This is a genomic window from Pseudomonas sp. BB438 (genome assembly GCF_057180225.1).
Genome location: NZ_CM170001.1, coordinates 1753415 through 1772631, shown reverse-complemented (window position 1 = coordinate 1772631; position 19217 = coordinate 1753415). Strand labels below are relative to the sequence as shown.

Genomic DNA, 19217 nt, shown 5'->3' with positions numbered 1-19217 from the left:
GGGGCTCCGTAGCCTGCGCTCAGGCGCAGACTTCAGCGAGTCGTCGGGCAATATCGCCCAGCGCGCGAATCTCCACTGCAGCGCCGATCGCCGCCGCGGCCTTGGGCATACCGTACACGGCACTGCTTTCCTGATCCTGGGCCAGCGTCAAAAAGCCGCGCTCGCGCATGCGTTTCAACCCCTCCGCACCGTCCCGGCCCATGCCGGTCAGCAGCACGCCGACGGCATCGCCTGGCCAGTACTCGACCACGCTGTCGAAGAACACATCGATGGAGGGGCGGTAGATATGACTGGCGGGCTCGGCGGTGTAGGCCAGCTCGCCGCCCTTGAGCAGGCGGATATGGTGGTTGGTGCCGGCCAAGAGCACGCAGCCCGGCTGCGGCGGTTCGCCGTTGCGCGCCAGGCGCACCGGAATCTTCGACTGGGTGGAAAGCCACTCGGCCATGCCGGCGGCAAAGACTTCGTCGACGTGCTGGACGACCACGATGGCGGCGGGGAAATCCGCCGGCAGCCTGGCGAACAGGTCCGCCAATGCCGCCGGACCTCCGGCCGAAGAGCCGATGGCGATCAGCTTGCGCGCACCGTTGCCCTTGCGCGCCGGCACGGCACTGGTGGCCGGGCGACTGTCACGCGGCGCATTGAGCCAGGCCAGGTTCTGCAGTTTGCGCAGCAGCGGGCGGGCCGCTTCGGCGGGATCGCCCATGCCCATGGTCGGCGTGTTCACCGCGTCCACGGCGCCATTACCCATGGCATCGAACACGCGGCTCATGTTGCGTTCCAGGTCCACCGTGACGACGATGATCGCGCAGGGGCTCTGGGCCATGATCCGCCGGGTCGCCTCGACGCCATCCATCACCGGCATCAACAGGTCCATGAGGATCACATCGGGTTTCTGCGCGGCGCACATCTCCAGCGCTTCCGCACCATTGGCAGCGACCCAGACGATGCGGTGCGCCGGCTCGAAAGCCAGCGCGCGGCGCATTGCCTCCACCGCCAGGGGCATGTCGTTGACGATCCCAATTTTCATCCCTGAGCACTCCCGATCAGATCGACCACCGCATCCAGCAAGGCCTCGTCATGGAAGCTGGCCTTGGCCAGATAATAGTCGGCGCCGGCATCCAGGCCACGTCGACGGTCTTCTTCGCGATCCTTGTAGGACACCACCATCACCGGCAGCGATTGCAGGCGGGTGTCGCGGCGGATCAGGGTCACCAGCTCGATGCCGTCCATGCGCGGCATGTCGATGTCGGTGATGACCAGGTCGAAATGTTCCGAACGCAGCGCATTCCAGCCGTCCATACCATCCACCGCCACCGCGACATCATAGCCGCGCCCCAACAGCAGCTTGCGCTCCAGCTCGCGCACGGTGAGCGAGTCGTCTACCACCAGCACGCGCTTGCGTGCCGGACCGGTGAGGCGGCCGGTGGGGTCGATGCGTTCCAGGCGGCCGGTGGCCAGGAGCTTTTCCACCGAGCGCAGCATGTCCTCGACGTCGAGGATCAGCACCGGCGTGCCGTCGTCCAGCAGCGCGCCGGCAGAGACGTCCTGCACCTTGCCCAGCCGGGCATCCAGCGGCACCACCACCAGGGTGCGCTCGCCGATGAACGTCTCCACCGCCACGCCATAAGCGCTGTCGCGCTCGCGGATCACCACGACCGGAATCTCGTCCGGCGTGGCTTCGCCGTCGGGGCGCTGCAACAGCTGGCTGGCGGAGACCAGTCCGACATGCCGGCCCTCGTGCCAGAACTGCTGGCGGCCTTCGAGCTGGACGATCTCATCCGGCGCCAGGCGCCGCATGCGTTCGATGTGTGCCAACGGGAAGGCATAGGCCTCGCCGCCGATGGTGACGACCAGGCTGCGCACCACCGAGAGCGTCAGCGGCACTTCCAGATGGAAATGCGCGCCCTGCCCGCGCACCTGCTCCATGCGGATACCGCCGCGCAGCTGGCGCACCATGTGCTGCACGGCATCCAGGCCGACGCCTCGCCCGGAGACCTCGGTGACCTCCTCGCGCATGCTGAAGCCCGGCAGGAACAGGAAGCTCAGCAGTTCTTCCTCGGTGAGGCGCGCCACGGTTTCTTCCGTGGATAACTGCCTGCGCACGATGGCCGTGCGCAGGCGGTCGAGATCGACGCCACCGCCGTCATCCTGCAACTCCAGGACCAGCATGCCAGCATGGTGGCGGGCCAGCAGCTGGATGCTGCCCTCCGCCGGCTTGCCATTGCGGGCGCGCACCTCGGCGGGCTCGATGCCGTGATCGACGGCATTGCGCAGCAGGTGGGTCAGTGGCGCTTCGAGCTTCTCCAGCACATCGCGGTCGACCTGGGTGGTGGCGCCCTGGATGTCCAGGCGCACGGTCTTGCCCAGCGAGCGACCGAGGTCACGGACCATCCGCGCCTGCCCGGCCAGTACGTCGGAGAACGGCCGCATACGGCAGGACAGCGCGGTGTCGTAGAGCGACTGGGCGCGCTGGCCGGCCTTGAAACTGAATTCGTCCAGCTCGGCGATCTGTTCGCTGAGCAGTTGCTGGCACTCGCCGACCAGCCGACGCGCATCGGCCAGGTAGGCCTGCGCCTCGGCGTCGACGTTGGCCGTGCTGGCGGCATCGCGGGCTCCGTCCAGCACACGGCTGGCGCTCGCCTGGATGCGCTTGAGGCGCTGCAGCGAATCGAGCAGCGGCTTGAGCCGCTGAGATTCCACCAGCGACTTGCTGGAGTAATCGAGCAACTGGTTCAGGCGCTCGGCGGTGACCCGCAGCACACGCTCGCCGGCTTCATCGCTGTCGCTGGAGCGGCGCCGCGGTGCGCGTTCGGCCGCAGGGGCGGGCGCTGGGGCCGGTGACTCGACGACCGGCGGTGCAGTCTCGACCGGCGCCGACACCATGGGTGGAGGCGGCGCCCCCCTTCCGGCCACCAGCGCCTGCAAGCGTTCGACCATGGCCGGCACACCCTGCTGGGCCTGTTGGGCGCGCTCGGGCTGGGCATCGGCAATGTGCAGGAGGATATCGGTGCCCGCCAGCAAGGCGTCGATATGCCCGGACGTCAGCAGCAGCCGGCCTTCCTGGGCACCGACCAGGCAGTCCTCCATGACGTGGGCGACCTGAACGCCGGCGTCGAGGCCGACGATGCGCGCGGCGCCCTTGAGCGAGTGCGCGGCGCGCATGCAGGCTTCAAGCTGGTCGGCCTGAGCAGGATGGCGCTCCAGCGCCATCAGGCCCTGGACCAGCACCTGCGTCTGGGCCTCCGCCTCCAGGCGGAACAGCTCCAGCATCGACGCATCCTTCATCTGGTCCGGGGTCATGCGAGGCTCCGGGTGGCGGCGTCGAGCAGGGCTTCCTGGTTGAGCAAGCGGATGCTGCGGTTGCGCCACTGCATGACGCCGCGGGTGAAGCGGTCGTTGGCGGCGTGGCGCTGGGCGGAAGCCTCGACGATGGCCCCCTCGTCCAGTTCATGGATGCCGTCCACTTCGTCCACCGGCGAGATGATCGGCCCACCGGTGGCGGCAAGGATCAGCATGCGCGGCACGATGCGGGCGTCCTCGCGGACGGCCGCACGGCGGTCGAGGCCCAGCAGCTCACCGAGGGAAATGCACGCCACCAGGGTGCCGCGCACGTTGGCCACGCCCAGCAGCGCGGGCGAGCGCTGGTGCGGCAGCGAATGCACGACACAGGCAGGCGCCACCTCGGCCAGCGCGCGGGTGGGCAAGCCCAGCCACTCTTCGCCGAGGCGGAAGATCAGGTGCGGGCGGCCCTCCTCGATAGCCGTCTCGGCGACGTCGACCGGCGCCAGCTCGGTGCCTTCGCTGCCGAGCGCATAGCGGTCCAGCAGGCTGATGGCGGCGGCGGCATGCACCGGGCAGTTGCGGCAATGGATATGCTCGAGCAGCTTCGGACAGCTGCGGTCGCCGCGCACGCCGATACGGTTCCAGCAGTCGTCCACGGACGGCAGGTCACCGCCGAAGGAGGAGCGGTCGTCGGATGCAGCGTCGCGCTCAACCATTACGTTTCACTCCTCGCGCGGCACGCTCCTGCAGGCGGCGTGCGCCGGCCGCATCGCCCTGGGCCGCGAGCAGCGCGGCCAGGTGTTGCAGGCTTTCCTGGTGATCGGGTTGCAGGTACAGAGCCTTGCGGTAGTACGCCTGGGCCTCGTTGCCCTGGCCCTGGGCGTCGGCCAGCAGACCAAGCCAATAGAAGGCTTCGGCGTTCGGGCCCCGCTCGGCCAGCAGCGCCTCGCAGCGCTGGCGTGCTTCGGCGGCCTGCCCGGAATTGGCGAGCTGAGCGATCTCCGCGAGCGCGTTGCCGGCAGGGACAGTGGGCGGCTGTTCAGGCTGGTTCGCCGGACGCGGGCGCATCGGCGCGGGCTTGGGCGGAGCCGGGCGGGGAATCGGTGGGGGCGCTGTCCAGTTCAACGGCGCCGCACGAGGCGCCGGCTCGGCATCCTGCAATGGGAAGGCAAAGGATTGCGGCACACCCAGCGGGCGCAGGCCGATGCGCGACATCAGGCTGGCCTCGGCCGGCCCGATGAACAGCACGCCGTCCGGCCGAGCCAGGCGGCGCAGCACGTCCACCACCTGCTCCTGGGTCGGGCGGTCGAAATAGATCAGCAGGTTGCGGCAGAACACGTAGTCATAGGGCGCCTCGCCAGCCAGCAGGCCTGGCGCCAGCAGGTTGCCGACACGAAAGCGAACCTTGCGGCGTACCGCCTCGGCCAGTTGGTAGTCATTGCCGTCAGCGCTGAAATAGCGGTCGCGGAATGCCAGGTTGGCGCCACGGAACGAATTGCGTCCATAGCGCCCCTCCTCCGCCCGTTCCAGCACCGCCCGGCTGACGTCCAGCGCGTCGACCTGGAAGGCCGCTGGCGCGAGGCCCGCATCCAGCAGCGCCATGACGATGGAATAGGGCTCCTCGCCGGTGGAACACGGCAGGCTGAGCATCCGCAACGGCCGGGTGCCCGCGAGTTCCAGCACGCGGCGGGACGCGAGGTCCGCCAGCGCGGCGAAGGATTCGGGGTAACGAAAGAACCAGGTTTCGGGAACGATCACCGCCTCGATGAGCGCCTGCACTTCCTCGGCGGAGCCCTGCAGGATCATCCAGTAATGATCCGGATTGCCGCCACTGACCTTCTGGCAGCGCTGGCGCACGGCGCGCTCGATCACAGCGTCGCCGACCGACTCGGCGTCGAGGCCGATACGCTCCTTGAGCAATTGGGCAAACCGCGGGTCGGTCATTCCGGCGCTCCGTCCGTGTCCTGCAGAAGGCGCGCGCGGGCGTCATCGCTGAGCAACTGGTCCACGCCCACGCGCTGCAGCAGGCCCTGCTCGTCCTCCAGCACGGGGCCGAGGTAGCGGGCGCTGCCGTTGTCCAGGGAGTAGTCGCGGAACGCCGCCGGATCGCGGCGCAGGGTATGGGTCGCCTGTTCGAGGATCAGCCCGAGCCGCTGTTCCGGGCCCACGCCCTGAGCGTGATAACGCACCAGCACCAGCCGCGTGCTGGTGCGGCGCAGTGCGCCACGCCCGAACGCCAGCTGGCTCAGGTCGAGCACCGGCAACAGTTCTCCGCGGTGCGGAAACAATCCGGCGACCCAGGCCGGCGCTTCCGGCACGCGCTTGAGCGCAGGCAGCGGCAGCACTTCGATGACGTCGTGGACGTCCAGCGCATAGCGGTCCGCGCCCAGGCGGAACTGCAGGTACAGCCTGCCCGCCGCGGCGGCGTCAGACCTTGAAGCGGGAGACGCCATTGCGCAGTCCGTTGGCCACGAGGTTCAGCTCGTCGATGGCAAAGCTGGCCTGGCGCAGGGATTCCACCGTCTGCCCGGTCGCCTCGCCGAGCTGCACCAGCGCCTGGTTGATCTGCTCGGCGCCGGTGGCCTGGGCCTGCATGCCTTCGTTGACCATCTGCACGCGCGGCGCCAGTGCCTGCACCTGCTGGATGATCTGCGAGAGCTGCTCGCCGACCTGGCCGACTTCCGAGATGCCACGACGCACCTCTTCGGAAAACTTGTCCATACCCATCACGCCGGCGGACACGGCGGACTGGATCTCGCGGACCATCTGCTCGATGTCGTAGGTGGCCACGGCGGTCTGGTCGGCCAGACGGCGCACCTCGGTGGCGACCACAGCGAAACCACGGCCGTACTCGCCGGCCTTTTCCGCCTCGATGGCAGCGTTGAGCGAGAGCAGGTTGGTCTGGTCGGCGACCTTGACGATGGTGGTGACCACCTGGTTGATGTTGCCGGCGCGCTCGTTGAGGATCGCCAGCTTGGCGTTGACCAATTCGGCGGCGCCCATCACGTGGTGCATGGTTTCTTCCATGCGCGCCAGACCCAGTTGGCCTGAGCCGGCCAGGGTGGAGGTCTGTTCGGCAGCCGAGGACACCTCGGTCATGGTACGCACCAGGTCGCGCGAGGTGGCGGCGATTTCCCGCGAGGTGGCGCCAATCTCGGTGGTGGTGGCGGCGGTCTCGGTGGCGGTGGCCTGCTGCTGCTTGGAGGTGGCGGCGATCTCGGTCACCGAGGTGGTCACCTGGATGGCCGAGCGCTGCGCCTGCGACACCAGGCCCTTGAGTTCTTCGGCCATGCCATTGAAGCCGGTCTCGATCACCGCGAACTCGTCGTTACGTTCCATGTCCAGGCGTGTGGTGAAATCGCCACTGCCCATGACCTGCAGGCCCTTCACCACCTGGCGCACCGGCTCGGTAATGGCACGCATCAGCAGCAGCCCGCAGACTGCCGCAGCGACGATGGCCAGCAGCAGCGAGATGAGCATGATTGCCTTGGCGGTAGCGACCTCGGTGACGATGGTCTCGGCGGCCGCGTCGGCGATTTCCTTGTTCAGCGAGATCAGTTGGGTGAGCGTCTTGCGGCCGTCTTCCCACATCGGTTCCAGGCGCTCCAGCAGCAGCTTGCGCGCACCTTCGCGGTCAGTGCCATAGAGCTGCAGGACGTCGTCCAGCTGGGCATCGTACTGGGTCACCTGTTGCTTGAAGTGGTTGAGCATCTCCAGGTCGCGGGCATCACGCACGGTGCGCTCGTACTGGCCAATCCGCTCGTTCAGGGTGTCGTGGATGGCACGAAAGTCCTGGCGATGCTTTTCGTCGATCTGCTGGCCGTTGGACAAGCCGACCAGGACCTGGGTCAGCAGGATGCTGTCGGTCCAGGTCGAACGCACCTGGGTCAGGGCGTAGGTCCCGGGCATGGCATCTTCATTGACCCGTTTGGTGCTGGCCTCGACGCGCAACAGGCGGGTGTAGGAAATCACCACCATCAGCAGCATGATCGCAATGACGACGGCAAAGCTGGCCAGGATGCGTTGGCGTAGAGTCCAGTTCTTCACAGCGTTCCCCAGAAGATGTGTGGCGTGCCGACGGACGTTTCATTCAGGCGAGCAGTCGCCGCGAATGTAAATTCCTATCAAGTCCTCAGCAAGATAGGACATATAGTATCTGGACACGCCGGAACATCGCCTCTTTATTCCAATTTTTTAGTACGGCGGTGCTTCTCATTCTGTCCGCCCCTTGCCCGCCGTTCGACCAACCGATGCTCAGCCTTGCCCTCGCCGCCCATGCCGGCCTGTTTCTCTCTGCCTTTGTCGCCGCCACCCTGCTGCCGCTGCAATCGGAAGCCGTGCTGGTCGGCCTGCTGCTGGGCGGCCAGTATCCACTGTGGTCGCTGCTGCTGATCGCCAGCCTGGGCAATGTGCTCGGCTCCTGGGTCAACTGGATGCTGGGGCGCGGAATAGAGCGCTGGCACGGCAGCCGCTGGTTCCCGGTCAGCAATGCGGCGCTGGCAAAAGCCCAGCGTCGTTACCGGCGTTTCGGCAGTTGGTCGCTGTTGCTGAGCTGGGCGCCGGTGATCGGCGACCCGCTGACGCTGATCGCCGGTGTCATGCGCGAACCGCTGTGGCGTTTCCTGCTGCTGGTGACCCTCGCCAAGGTCGGCCGCTATGCGGTTCTGGCCTGGCTCACGCTCGTCTGAATCACCCCTTCCACCGATGCGGACAGGTTTTTCGTCTGCTAGTCCTGTTTTGCCACTGCTTCAAAAAAATGGCGGCCAGTAATATCACTGCGCCATCACCGTGCATGGCAGGGCCCACGGGCTCCACACACCGCATAAAAGAAAGGGAATTTCACGATGTTCAGAAGCATGAGTATTGGCCGCCGCGCGTCCCTGGGGTTTGCTGTCATGGGCCTGCTCCTGGTGTTCCTCGGGTTGTTCTCGCTGTACAAGCTCTCCACTCTGCGCGCCGCTTCCGAAGAGATCGACAGCAACTGGCTGCTGAGCATCAACCACATGAACCAGCTGTCCAATGACATCGCGCGCATCCGCCTGGAGTCCATGCGCCTGCTGGTCAACCACGACAGTGCCGCCCGCGAGCGCAGCCTGGGCCTGATCGCCGAGGCGCGACAGGACAAGGACAAGGTGCTCACCGACTACCGCCGGCTGATCCTCAGCGCCGAGGAACAGCAGCGCACCGATGAACTGCACGAGGCGCTGGACGGCTACCTCGGTTTCGTCGATCAACTGGTGGAGAAAATCCGGCAGAACGATGACGAAGGCGCGCTGCATATCCTCAACGGCAACATCGCCCAGCAGGGTGCGGAACTGAACAAGCGCCTCACCGCGCTGATCGACCTCAACCGCAACGGTGCTGCTGCCGCCGCCGATCGCGCCGTGGAGCAGTTCCAGAGCGGCCGACTGGTGGTCAGCGCCGTCCTGCTGCTGAGCGTCGGTCTCACCCTGCTGCTGGCCTGGCAACTCACCCGCAGCATCGTCGTGCCGCTCAACCAGGCGGTGCGCGTGGCGCAGACCATCGCCAGCGGCGACCTCAGCCAACGCTTCAGCGTCGATGGTCGTGACGAACCGGCACAGTTGCTCAATGCGCTGGCGAACATGCAGAACAGCCTGCGCGAGACCATCCGCAGCATCGGCAACTCGGCCAGCCAGCTCGCCTCGGCCGCCGAGGAAATGCACAGCGTGATGGAAGAAAGCAGCCGTGCCCTGCAGCAGCAGAGCGACCAGATCGAGATGGCCGCCACGGCGGTCAACCAGATGACCAGTGCGGTCGAAGAAGTCGCCAGCAACGCCGCTTCCACGTCCGCCGCCTCCCGCGAGGCCATCGATGCCGCGCGCAGCGGCAGCGAGCGGGTGGACGAGACGTCCAACGCCATCGACACCCTGGCCGGCGAAGTGGGCCAGGCCTCGCATCAGGCGGAAGCGCTGGCGAACCAGGCGCAGGACATCGGCAAGGTGCTCGAGGTGATCCGCAGCGTGGCCGAGCAGACCAACCTGCTGGCGCTCAACGCCGCCATCGAGGCCGCCCGCGCGGGTGAAGCCGGGCGCGGTTTTGCCGTGGTCGCCGACGAAGTACGCTCGCTGGCCCAGCGCACGCAGAGTTCGACCCGTGAGATCGAGGAACTGGTCTCGGCCATCCAGAACGGCAGCGACCGCACCGTCGCCGCCCTGCTCAGCAGCACCGCCCACGCCGAGCGCACCGTCAGCCGCACCGGGGAAGCCGGCGCTTCGCTGCAGGTGATCCTGGAACGCATGTCGCTGATCAACGAGCGCAACCTGGTGATCGCCAGCGCCACCGAGGAACAGGCCCAGGTCGCCCGCGAGGTGGACCGCAACCTGCTGAACATCCGCGACCTGGCCACCCAGACCTCGGCCGGCGCCACCCAGACCAGCGCGGCAAGCCAGGAACTGTCGCGCCTGGCCGTGGACCTGAACGGGATGGTGGCGCGCTTCGTGGTCTGACGGCCCGCAATCCTTCTCCCGTTTCGCCAACTGGGTAGCGAAACGGGACGGGCGGACAGGGAATTTTTCCGGCCTTTTCCTATCCAATGGCCATCATGGAACGCCACAGGGTGGATAGATGAACGTATTGAAATTGTCGGCCGTGCTGGCCGCCGCCGCACTGCTGAGCGCTTGCGGAGGCAACCAGGCCAAGGTCTGCGGCTCGGACGACGTGAAGAACCAGTTGGTGAAGATCTTCCTCTCGGGAGCGCTTTCCGCCCAATCCGACGCGCTGAGCAAGGCCGAACTGAAAGACGTGGCCATCATCGACAAGGACCCGGACAGCGGCGTGCTGGAATGCGTCGGCACCCTGACCGTGCCGGTGGTCGGCCAGGTCGCCTCGGGCACTCTGAAATACCAGATCGCCCCAGCGGCCAAGTCCGAGCACGACTACCTGCTGCTGCTCGCCGATGGCCCGCTGGCGAACGCCTTCGCCAAGCGCATCGAAGGGATGATCCCGCAGCAGCAGTGAGGGTTATCCATAGGCAATAAAAAACCGGCCCTTGGGGCCGGTTTTTTATTGGACTGGCTTTTTGTAGGAGCGCCCGCAGCCTTTGGGGAAATCAGAAGCCTTCCAGATCGATCAACTCGCCCTCAAAGCGAATCGACCCACCCTCCGCGTTCGCCTCACCACCCTGGATCTCACCGTAATAAGAGAGCCCGTTCTCCAGCGTCACGCAGACGTGAGTCGGTTCTTCCGGCGCGTCCAGCTGGCCCTTGAAGCTCACCTCGATGACACCCTCCTGCGGCGCGCTGAGCGTCACCGTCACCCGGGTGTTATCCACTGCTTCGGCCTCGCGCCCCCAGTGTTCGGCGCTGACGGTCACGGTGGCGATTTCCTGTTTCATCTTCGGTGGTTCTCCGCAAAGGCTCCGGCGCAACGCGCACCGGGAAATACCGCAAGGGTATTCCAGCGGCGCCTCTCAGGCGAGCCCGTCCCGAATCCACCAACGCGAAGGGCGCCACTGGCGCCCTTCAGGCCGGCATCGACCTCATTCAGTCAGCGTGGATATCGTTGTTCTTCGTCTCCTTCAGGAACAGCAGCGAGCAGACCAGGCTCATCGCCGTGATCAGCACCGGGTACCACAGGCCGTAGAAGATGTTGCCGGTGTACACCACCAGCGCGAACGAGATGGTCGGCAGCAGCCCGCCGAACCAGCCGTTGCCGATGTGGTACGGCAGCGACAGCGAGGTGTAGCGGATGCGCGTCGGGAACAGCTCGACCATCAGCGCCGCCAGCGGGCCGTAGCAGCAGGTGGCGATGAAGATCAGCGCGACGATGATCGCCACCACCATCGGGCGGTTCACCAGCGAGGAATCGGCCACGGTCGGGTAGCCGGCGTCCTTCACGGCAGCGCCCAGCGCGGCGGCGTCGAAGCCCTCGATACGTTTATCGCCGACGGTCACCACCAGCTCGCTGCCGGCCGGCGCCGCCACCGAGCTGTAGGGCACGCCGCCCTTCACCAGCAGGGTCTTGGCCTTGTCGCAGGCGCTGTCGAATTTGGCCTTGCCCACCGGGTCGAACTGGAAGGTACAGGTGGCCGGGTCCGCCATCACGGTGACCGGCGCCTGGCGCGTGGCCGCATCGATCTGCGGGTTGGCGTAATGGGTCAGCGCCTTGAACAGCGGGAAGTACAGCACCGTGGCCAACAGCAGGCCGGTGATCAGCACCGGCTTGCGGCCGACCTTGTCCGACAGCCAGCCCATGATCACGAACAGCGGTGCGCCGATCACCAGGGAGATGATCAGCAGTCCGTTGGACAACGCCGGATCCACCTTCAGCACCTGGGTGAGGAAGAACATCACGTAGAACTGCGCCGCGTAGAAGGTCACCGCCTGGCCGGCATTGATGCTGAACAGCGCGATCAGGACGATCTTCAGGTTGCCCCAGTGGGTGAAGGACTCCTTGAGCGGCGACTTGCTCACCTTGCCCTCGGCCTTCATCTTCAGGAACGCCGGCGACTCGTGCATCGACAGGCGAATCCAGGTGGAAATACCCAGCAGCACGATGGAGATCAGGAACGGCAGGCGCCAGCCCCAGATCTCGAACTCGGTACCGGTGAGCTGGCGACACCCCCAGATCACCACCAGCGAGAGCAGCAGGCCACCGGTGGCGGTGCACTGGATCCAGCTGGTGTAAGCGCCACGCTTGTGGTCCGGCGCGTGCTCGGCCACATAGATCGCCGCGCCACCGTACTCGCCACCCAGCGCCAGGCCCTGCAGCAGGCGCAGCACGATGAGGATGATCGGCGCCGCCACGCCGATGGTGGCGTAGGCCGGCAACAGGCCTACCGCAAAGGTCGACAGGCCCATCAGCAGGATCGTGACGAGGAAGGTGTACTTGCGTCCGATCATGTCGCCCAGGCGGCCGAACACCAGCGCGCCAAAGGGTCGGACGAGGAAGCCGGCGGCGAACGCCAGCAGGGCGAAGATGAACGCGGTGGTGTCGTTGACCCCGGCGAAGAAATGCTTGGCGATGATCGCCGCCAGTGAGCCGTAGAGAAAGAAGTCGTACCACTCGAACACCGTGCCGAGCGATGAGGCGAAGATCACCTTGCGCTCGTCGCGACGCGAGGTCGCGGGCCGTTCATAGGAACTGGTCTGTGCTACATCGGTCATTGCAGGCTCTCCTGCCCCTTCTGGGGGCTTTTGTTTTTGTCAGCCTCGACTGCCACGGCTTTCACGCCGCGCGATACCGGTTGTCTTGCTACACGCCAAATAGAAAGTGGGCAGACGGGATCGCCGTCAGGCCACCGGAGCTTCCTCCTGTGCGCGCCCACTGGAAGGGATGACCTCCGCGCTGCGCGCAGGTTCGCGCAATATCATCTGCGCGGCCTTCTCGGCGATCACCAGCACCGGCGAGCAACTGTTGCCGGAGGTCAGGCTGGGCATGATCGACGCGTCGGCGATGCGCAGGCCGGGAATGCCGTGCACGCGCAGTTGGCTGTCCACCACCGCGCCCTCGCCCTGCCCCATCCGGCAGGTGCCTGCCGGGTGGAAGATGGTGGTGCCGATCTCGGCGGCGGCGCGGTGCAGGTCTTCCTCGGTCTGGTAATCCGGGCCGGGCTTGAACTCCACCGGCTGGTAGCGCGCCAGTGCGGGCGCAGCAGCGATACGGCGGGTCAGGCGGATGGCATCGGCAGCCACGCGCAGGTCCTCCGGGTGGCTCAGGTAGTTGGGCTGGATCACCGGCTTGTCGCGCGGGTCCAGCGAGCGCAGCGTGACCGTGCCACGACTCAGCGGACGCAGGTCGCACACTGACGCGGTGAAGGCCGGGAAGCTGTGCAACGGCTCGCCGAAGCGCTCCAGCGACAACGGCTGTACGTGGTATTCGAGGTTGGCCGAACGCTGACCGGGGTCGGACTTGGCGAACGCGCCCAACTGGCTCGGCGCCATGGACAAGGGGCCGCTGCGCTTGAACAGATACTCCAGGCCCATGCCCATCTTGCCCCACAGCGTCGAAGCGATCTGGTTCAACGAGGGCGCGCCGTTCATACGGTAGATCAGGCGCAGCTGCAGGTGGTCCTGCAGGTTGCCGCCCACGCCGGACAGCTCATGGCGCACGCCGATGCCGTGCTTGTCCAGCAGGCTACGCGGGCCGATGCCGGAACGCTGCAGCAGCACCGGCGTGTTGATCGCACCGGCGCAGAGGATCACCTCGCGCCGGGCTCGCAGCTCGCGCCGCGCGCCCTGCCAGTTCACTTCCAGCCCGGCGGCGCGGCCGTTCTCCAGCAGCACGCGCAGCGCCTCGACATGGGTCAGCACGGTGAGATTGGGGCGGTTGGCAATGGGCCGCAGGAAGGCCTTCGAGGCGTTCCAGCGCACGCCGGCACGCTGGTTCACCTGGAAGTAGCCGCAGCCTTCGTTGTCGCCGCCGTTGAAATCCTCCACCGGTCGCACGCCGGACTGCGCCGCCGCCTCGCGGAAGGCATCAAGGATCGCCCAGGAGAGCCGCTGCTTCTCCACTCGCCATTCGCCTCCCGAACCGTGCAATTCGCTCGAACCACCGAAGTGGTCCTCCATCTTCATGAACAGCGGCAGCAGGTCGTTCCAGCCCCAGCCGGCGTTGCCCTCGGCAGCCCAGCCGTCGTAGTCCAGCGCCTGGCCGCGCATGTAGATCATGCCGTTGATCGAGGAGCAGCCGCCCAGGGTGCGCCCGCGCGGGTACTTGATCGCGCGACCGTTCAGCCCCGGCACCTGCTCGGTATCGAAACACCAGTCGGTGCGCGGGTTGCCGATGCAATAGAGGTAGCCGACGGGAATGTGGATCCAGGGATAGTTGTCCGGGCCGCCGGCTTCGAGCAGCAGCACGCGGTTGGCGGGGTCGGCGGACAGGCGGTTGGCCAGCAGGCAGCCGGCGGGCCCCGCGCCGACGATCAGGTAGTCATAAGCATCCAGTGCCTGGGGCATGGAGAAGTCCCTCGTCGTTCTTGTTCTTTTTACTCTGACGACCGAGCCGAGGCTCAGTTCGACAGTCGTCGAGCGACGGTAAGGCGAGGCAAAAATCGCTGAGGACGCGGAGTCAACACGCCGTTAATGAGCAGTCCGAAGCGATTTTTAACGAAGCATCACCGAAGCGCAGACACTGACGGACTGAGCCTAGTCGTTCGTTCGTGATAAAAGAACAGTCGTTTCGAGTCACCTGCTGTGCGTTTTCTAACAACAAGGACTGCCGAGATGTTCGACTGGAATGACCTGCGCTACTTCCTGGAACTGCACCGCAGCGGCCGCCTGCTGACCACCGCCAAGCGCCTGGGCACCACGCACGCCACGGTGGCGCGGCATATCGAGGGCATCGAGCGCGACCTCGGCACCCAACTGTTCGCCCAGCACACCGGCGGCTACCAGCTCACCCCGGCCGGCCAGGCGCTGCTCAAGCACGCCGAGGCCATGGAGAACACCGCCCTCCTTGCCCAGGAAGAAATGAGCCAGGCCATCTCGCCCCTGGGGCAGATCCGCATCGGCGTCACCGAAGGCCTGGGCACCATGTTCCTCGCCCCGCGCCTGGGCGAACTGATGCAGCGCTACCCCGGCCTGGAAGTGGAGCTGGTCTCCGTGCCGCGCTTCGTCAGCATCACCAACCGCGAGGCGGACATCGCCATCACCCTGGAGCGCCCCAGCGCCGACCTGGTGATCAGCCGCCGCCTCACGAGCTATCGCCTGAGCCTGTTCGCCAGCCCCGCCTACCTGGAAAACGCCCCGCCCCTGCGCGACCGCGAAGACCTCAGCCGCCACCCGTGGATCGGCTATGTCGACGACCTGCTGTTCAGCCAGGAACTGCTGTTCCATCACAGCTTCTGCCGGCACCCGCAGGTGGTGTTCCGCAGCACCAGCGTGGTCGCCCAGCAACAGGCCGCCCAGGCCGGCATCGGCATCGCGATCCTCCCGCAGTACATGGGCCTGCACGATCCGCGGCTGGTGCCGGTGCTGCCGGATGAGTTCATCGAGCGGGAATACTGGATGTGCACGCGGCGCGAGTTGCACCGCTCGGTAAGGCTGAGATTGGTGTGGGATTTCCTCGTGGAAATCTGTGGGCGCGAACAGGGAATCCTGGTGGGCGGCGAAACCTCCGTCTCCCTATAGGAGCGGACCATGCGCGATTTCATGCACGGCCAGCTCCGGTGGGTAATCGCTGCAGTTTTGCAGCGATTATTGGCAGGATTGCCGACAGGGAGTCTGCATGGATATTATAAATCCAATATAAATCAGAAACTTAGCCTCTGGCACAAAATCTGCTGGCGATGCGCCACTCTCCGGACGCATCGACCATCCCCTCCCGCGCGGCACCACCTGCCGCTTCCGTTTGGCTGCTTCGTCCGTCCCACCGCCCACGCAAGGACAGCAGCATGTTCCTCCGCCAGATTTCCATCCAATGGAAGGTCACCCTTCTCGCCGGCATCTGCCTGCTCGGCATCGTCTCGTTGCTGGTCGGCCTCTCGCTGTTCGGCATGGAGCGCACGTCCGAGTATGTGAAGGACTCCAGCAGCCGCATGCTCAACGAAACCGCCGAGCTGCGCATCGAGGCCCAGGGCGAAGCGCAGGCGATGGCGATCAACCGCCAGTTCGCCGACGCCTTCCTCTACGGCAGCGGCTTCGCCCGCGAGGTGCTGTTGCTCCGCGAGCAGGCGCAGAAGAATGGGCTGGACGCCACCCAGGTGCGCGAAGACCTGACCCACCTGGCCAAGGCCGCCGTGCAACGCAATCCGGCGCTGCTCGGCCTGGCGCTGACCTTCGAGCGCGGTGCGCTGGATGGCGAGGACGCGCGCTTCATCGACCAACCCGAGCGCGGCGGCAATGATTCCGGGCGCTTCTCGCTCTACTGGTCGCAACCCACGCCAGGCCAGCTGACCCTGCAACTGCTGGGCGAAAGTGACCTGACCGACAGCAGCGCCGGCCCCAGCGGAGAGCCGACCAACGCCTGGTTCGCCTGTCCGCGCGCGGCCCAGAAGCCCTGCGTGATCGAGCCCTACCTCTACGAGATCAGCGGGCAGAAAGTCCTGATGACCAGCATCGCGCTGCCCCTGATGGCGGACGGCAAGCTGGTTGCCTCGCTGTCGGTGGACATCAACCTGGGCAGCCTGCAGGCACTCAGCCAGAAGGCCAGCGCGCAGCTGTACAACGGCCGCACCAGCGTGAGCATTCTCAGCGCCAAGGGCGTGGTGGCAGCGAACAGCAGCGACGCGAAACAACTCGGCCAGCGCTTTGCCCAGGGCAATCAGGATGCCAGCCTGCAGCAGCTGATCGAGCACGGTGACGGCGACCAGAAGCTGCACAGCGAAGGTCAGCTGAAGGTGCTGGCATCCTTCCAGCCGATCCCCGGCGCCAGTCCCTGGCGCGTGCTGCTCAGCGTGCCGGAAAGTGTGCTGGTCGGCCCGGCGGAATCCCTCAAGGTCGAGCTGAGCGAACGCAACCGCAGCGGCACCTGGCTGGAACTGGGCCTCGGCCTGCTGGCGGCGGTAGTCGGCCTGGCGCTGATCTGGCTGACTGCGCTGGGCGTGACCCGGCCCATCCTCGGCGTGTCGCACATGCTTGAGGACATCGCCAGCGGCGAAGGTGACCTGACCCGCCGTCTCGTCTACGACAAACGCGACGAACTGGGGCGCCTGGCCGGCTGGTTCAACCGCTTCCTCGACAAGCTGCAGCCGGTGATCGCCGAGGTGAAGAGTTCGGTGCAGGACGCCCGAGGCACCGCCGATCAGTCTGCCGCCATCGCGACCCAGACCAGCGCCGGCATGGAGCGCCAGTACAAGCAGGTCGACCAGGTCGCCACGGCCTTCCACGAGATGAGTGCCACTGCCCAGGAAGTCGCCCGCAGCGCCGCACAGGCCGCGCAGGCTGCCCGCGAGGCGGACCAGGCGGCGCGCCATGGCTTGTCGGTGATTGACAGCACCACTGCGAGCATCACCCGCCTCGCCGCCGGCATGAGCGACGCGATGAGCGAGGTGCGCGGGCTGGCCAGCAACAGCGAACGCATCGGCTCGGTGCTGGAAGTGATCCGCGGCATCGCCGAGCAGACCAACCTGCTGGCGCTCAACGCCGCCATCGAAGCCGCACGCGCCGGCGAGGCCGGACGCGGCTTCGCGGTGGTCGCCGACGAGGTGCGCAACCTCGCGCGGCGTACCCAGGAATCCGTGGAGGAAACCCGTCTGGTGATCGAGCAACTGCAGGCCGGTACGCGGGAAGTGGTGGAGTCCATGGGCAGCAGCCACGGCCAGGCGCAGGACAGCGTCGAGCACGTCAGCCAGGCGGTGGTGGCCTTGCAGCAGATCGGCAGCGCGGTGTCGGTGATCACCGACATGAGCCACCAGATCGCCAGCGCCGCCGAGGAGCAGAGCGCGGTGGCCGAGGAAATCAACGGCAACGTGGCGAACATCCGCGACGTCACCGAATCCCTCACCGGCCAGGCCAATGAATCGGCGCGGGTCAGCCAGTCGCTGAACAACCTGGCGAACCAGCAGCAGCGACTGATGGATCAGTTCCGCGCATAACGATAGGAATGCATCGTGTGCGCGCCTACCGGGAGCGAATTACTCCGCGCGCGCCTTCTCGACCTTCTCGGAGGCCGACCACAGGCGGTAGCGGACTTCGACATCCCTGGGCGCGTAGATCACGATCGGCAGCTTGCTGTTGTAACGCAGCACGAAGCCCTCGCCGACCACCGGGACGAAGTCCTTGCGGGTCTTGCCATCCGGGCAGGCCATCAGGGTGCTGGCCGGACCGCTGACCTTGTCCAGGCGATAGTAGGCGTAGCCCCAGCCTTCCAGGGTCTTTTCTTCCAGGTTGCCGCCCAGGCGCTGGCGGTTGCAGTCGACGGTCAGCGTCTTGCCGGCGAGGATCTCGACCTTGAAGTTCTCTTCCTGCGCCTGCTTGGGCAGGTGGATAACCTGGCGCACGAAGCCGTCTTCCGCCTTGGGATAGGGCGCGACGTCTTCCAGCTTGGCGGCGTTGGCGAAGGTCGCAGTAGCACTGAGCAGCAGTGCGGTGGGGAGAGTGAAACGAACGAACGGCATGAAGCCTCCTTGCAGAAATGAAGAACGAACGCACCGAGCGGGTGCGTTCGTTCGAGCCCTCTGACCGGCAAATTGTACGAACGCTCCTACAACCCTGTGCTGAGTTGTATCAAGCTACTTCACCGCCGGACTTGGCCTGCTGCTCCAGGTGTGTCTGGAGTTCCGGGGCAAGCCTGAGGTTGTAGGCGAGCTCATCGAGATAGGTGCGCTCGGCGCCCTGCTGATCGTCCACCAGCATCACGCTGACCAGGTACATCTCGGCGGCCACGGCCGGGTCGTCCTGGGCGGATTCGGCGACCTCCGCGGCGTCCAGCGGCTTGCGCACCTCGGCGTCGAGCCAGTCCTGCAACTCCGGCTCATCGGTATGGCGGGCGATCTCCGCCTGGATGGCAGCCTTTTCCTTTTCGTCGATGCGGCCATCGGCCTTGGCGGCGGCGATCAAGGCGCGCAGGATCGCGTGGCTATGAGCTTCGGCTTCCGGGCCGGACAGCTGGTCCACGGTCATCAGCGACTGTTGCTGCGGAGCCGCGGCCGGATGCTGGCGCTGGTAATTCTGATAAGCCTGGAAGGCCATCATGCCGAGGGACGCGAGCATCGCGTAATTGATGCCGCCGCTGCTGCCCGTGCGGCCTTGCGGCGCACCGGCATTGTGGGTGCCGCCGCCGAGCATGCCGCCGAGTACGTCACCCAGGCCGCCGAGCCCGCCGCCGGCACCACCGGAGGAGCCGCCGAGCAGTCCACCCAGCAATCCGCCCAGGCCACCCAGGCCTCCCGCACCGCCACCCTGTTGGGTCTGTGCACCTTGGCCGGCGCGCAGCAGTTGTTCCAGTAGATCCGCCGTGTTCATCAGAAGTCCCTCGCTATCGCTCGGTGTGCGTTGGGCAACGATAGTCCCGCCACACCGATGCGCCAGCGCCGT

The 19217-nt window shown here is 66.4% G+C and carries 16 protein-coding genes and 1 pseudogene; 6 read left to right on the top strand and 11 right to left on the bottom strand.

Annotated features, from left to right (window positions below; translation table 11 throughout):
• Nucleotides 1–19 precede the first annotated feature (19 nt).
• From cheB to AC1ZV1_RS08215, 6 genes are read right to left on the bottom strand one after another with little or no spacing between them, the layout of a single operon-like run.
• Complete coding sequence (gene cheB, locus AC1ZV1_RS08240) at nucleotides 20–1027, bottom strand: chemotaxis-specific protein-glutamate methyltransferase CheB (protein WP_484296274.1); 1008 nt, start codon at nucleotides 1025–1027, stop codon at nucleotides 20–22.
• The gene (locus AC1ZV1_RS08235; protein ID WP_484296273.1) at nucleotides 1024–3300 is read right to left on the bottom strand and encodes a response regulator; all 2277 of its coding nucleotides are present in this window, start codon (nucleotides 3298–3300) and stop codon (nucleotides 1024–1026) included. The genes cheB and AC1ZV1_RS08235 overlap by 4 nt, the downstream gene beginning before the upstream one ends.
• The gene (locus AC1ZV1_RS08230) at nucleotides 3297–3998 is read right to left on the bottom strand and encodes a chemotaxis protein CheW (RefSeq protein WP_484296272.1); all 702 of its coding nucleotides are present in this window, start codon (nucleotides 3996–3998) and stop codon (nucleotides 3297–3299) included. The genes AC1ZV1_RS08235 and AC1ZV1_RS08230 overlap by 4 nt, the downstream gene beginning before the upstream one ends.
• On the bottom strand, nucleotides 3991–5226 hold the full coding sequence (locus AC1ZV1_RS08225; protein WP_484296271.1) for a CheR family methyltransferase: 1236 nt from the start codon (nucleotides 5224–5226) through the stop codon (nucleotides 3991–3993). Before AC1ZV1_RS08225 ends, AC1ZV1_RS08230 begins: the two co-directional genes overlap by 8 nt.
• Nucleotides 5223–5735: a chemotaxis protein CheW gene (locus AC1ZV1_RS08220; protein ID WP_484296270.1), complete on the bottom strand. Its 513-nt coding sequence runs from the start codon at nucleotides 5733–5735 to the stop codon at nucleotides 5223–5225. The genes AC1ZV1_RS08225 and AC1ZV1_RS08220 overlap by 4 nt, the downstream gene beginning before the upstream one ends.
• On the bottom strand, nucleotides 5710–7329 hold the full coding sequence (locus AC1ZV1_RS08215) for a methyl-accepting chemotaxis protein (RefSeq protein WP_484296269.1): 1620 nt from the start codon (nucleotides 7327–7329) through the stop codon (nucleotides 5710–5712). The genes AC1ZV1_RS08220 and AC1ZV1_RS08215 overlap by 26 nt, the downstream gene beginning before the upstream one ends.
• Nucleotides 7330–7532: 203 nt before the next feature.
• Between AC1ZV1_RS08215 and AC1ZV1_RS08210 the strand changes: the two genes are divergently transcribed.
• The 3 genes from AC1ZV1_RS08210 (at nucleotide 7533) to AC1ZV1_RS08200 (ending at nucleotide 10260) form a co-directional block, all read left to right on the top strand.
• A complete protein-coding gene (locus tag AC1ZV1_RS08210) occupies nucleotides 7533–7970 on the top strand; it encodes a YqaA family protein (protein WP_484296268.1) in 438 nt (145 codons plus the stop codon).
• Nucleotides 7971–8126: 156 nt separating this feature from the next.
• A complete protein-coding gene (locus AC1ZV1_RS08205) occupies nucleotides 8127–9749 on the top strand; it encodes a methyl-accepting chemotaxis protein (RefSeq protein WP_484296267.1) in 1623 nt (540 codons plus the stop codon).
• A gap of 118 nt (nucleotides 9750–9867) precedes the next feature.
• Nucleotides 9868–10260 carry a hypothetical protein gene (locus AC1ZV1_RS08200; protein WP_484296266.1) on the top strand — a complete coding sequence of 131 codons (393 nt, stop codon included), beginning with the start codon at nucleotides 9868–9870 and terminating at the stop codon, nucleotides 10258–10260.
• A gap of 91 nt (nucleotides 10261–10351) precedes the next feature.
• Here AC1ZV1_RS08200 and AC1ZV1_RS08195 read toward each other — a convergent pair whose 3' ends face one another.
• The 3 genes from AC1ZV1_RS08195 to AC1ZV1_RS08185 all read right to left on the bottom strand — a co-directional run bounded on the left by AC1ZV1_RS08195 (nucleotide 10352) and on the right by AC1ZV1_RS08185 (nucleotide 14198).
• Nucleotides 10352–10636: a hypothetical protein gene (locus AC1ZV1_RS08195; RefSeq protein ID WP_484296265.1), complete on the bottom strand. Its 285-nt coding sequence runs from the start codon at nucleotides 10634–10636 to the stop codon at nucleotides 10352–10354.
• A 148-nt stretch (nucleotides 10637–10784) separates the two neighbouring features.
• Nucleotides 10785–12407: an MFS transporter gene (locus tag AC1ZV1_RS08190; RefSeq protein WP_484296264.1), complete on the bottom strand. Its 1623-nt coding sequence runs from the start codon at nucleotides 12405–12407 to the stop codon at nucleotides 10785–10787.
• 126 nt (nucleotides 12408–12533) lie between these two features.
• Entirely contained in the window at nucleotides 12534–14198 is a 1665-nt protein-coding gene (locus AC1ZV1_RS08185) for a GMC family oxidoreductase (RefSeq protein ID WP_484296263.1), read from the bottom strand.
• A gap of 267 nt (nucleotides 14199–14465) precedes the next feature.
• On the opposite strand from AC1ZV1_RS08185, the gene AC1ZV1_RS08180 reads away from it, so the two are divergent.
• From AC1ZV1_RS08180 to AC1ZV1_RS08170, 3 genes and pseudogenes are all read left to right on the top strand, one after another.
• The gene (locus tag AC1ZV1_RS08180; protein WP_484296262.1) at nucleotides 14466–15371 is read left to right on the top strand and encodes a LysR family transcriptional regulator; all 906 of its coding nucleotides are present in this window, start codon (nucleotides 14466–14468) and stop codon (nucleotides 15369–15371) included.
• A 158-nt stretch (nucleotides 15372–15529) separates the two neighbouring features.
• A pseudogene (locus AC1ZV1_RS08175) lies at nucleotides 15530–16870 on the top strand (cache domain-containing protein); the annotation flags it as partial.
• A gap of 150 nt (nucleotides 16871–17020) precedes the next feature.
• The gene (locus AC1ZV1_RS08170; RefSeq protein WP_484297527.1) at nucleotides 17021–17776 is read left to right on the top strand and encodes a methyl-accepting chemotaxis protein; all 756 of its coding nucleotides are present in this window, start codon (nucleotides 17021–17023) and stop codon (nucleotides 17774–17776) included.
• 39 nt (nucleotides 17777–17815) lie between these two features.
• On the opposite strand, the gene eco is transcribed toward AC1ZV1_RS08170, so the two are convergent.
• Both eco and AC1ZV1_RS08160 read right to left on the bottom strand, forming a co-directional pair.
• Nucleotides 17816–18298: a serine protease inhibitor ecotin gene (gene eco, locus AC1ZV1_RS08165; RefSeq protein WP_484296261.1), complete on the bottom strand. Its 483-nt coding sequence runs from the start codon at nucleotides 18296–18298 to the stop codon at nucleotides 17816–17818.
• Between the two features lie 109 nt (nucleotides 18299–18407).
• A complete protein-coding gene (locus AC1ZV1_RS08160) occupies nucleotides 18408–19145 on the bottom strand; it encodes a tellurite resistance TerB family protein (protein ID WP_484296260.1) in 738 nt (245 codons plus the stop codon).
• Between the last annotated feature and the right edge of the window lie 72 nt (nucleotides 19146–19217).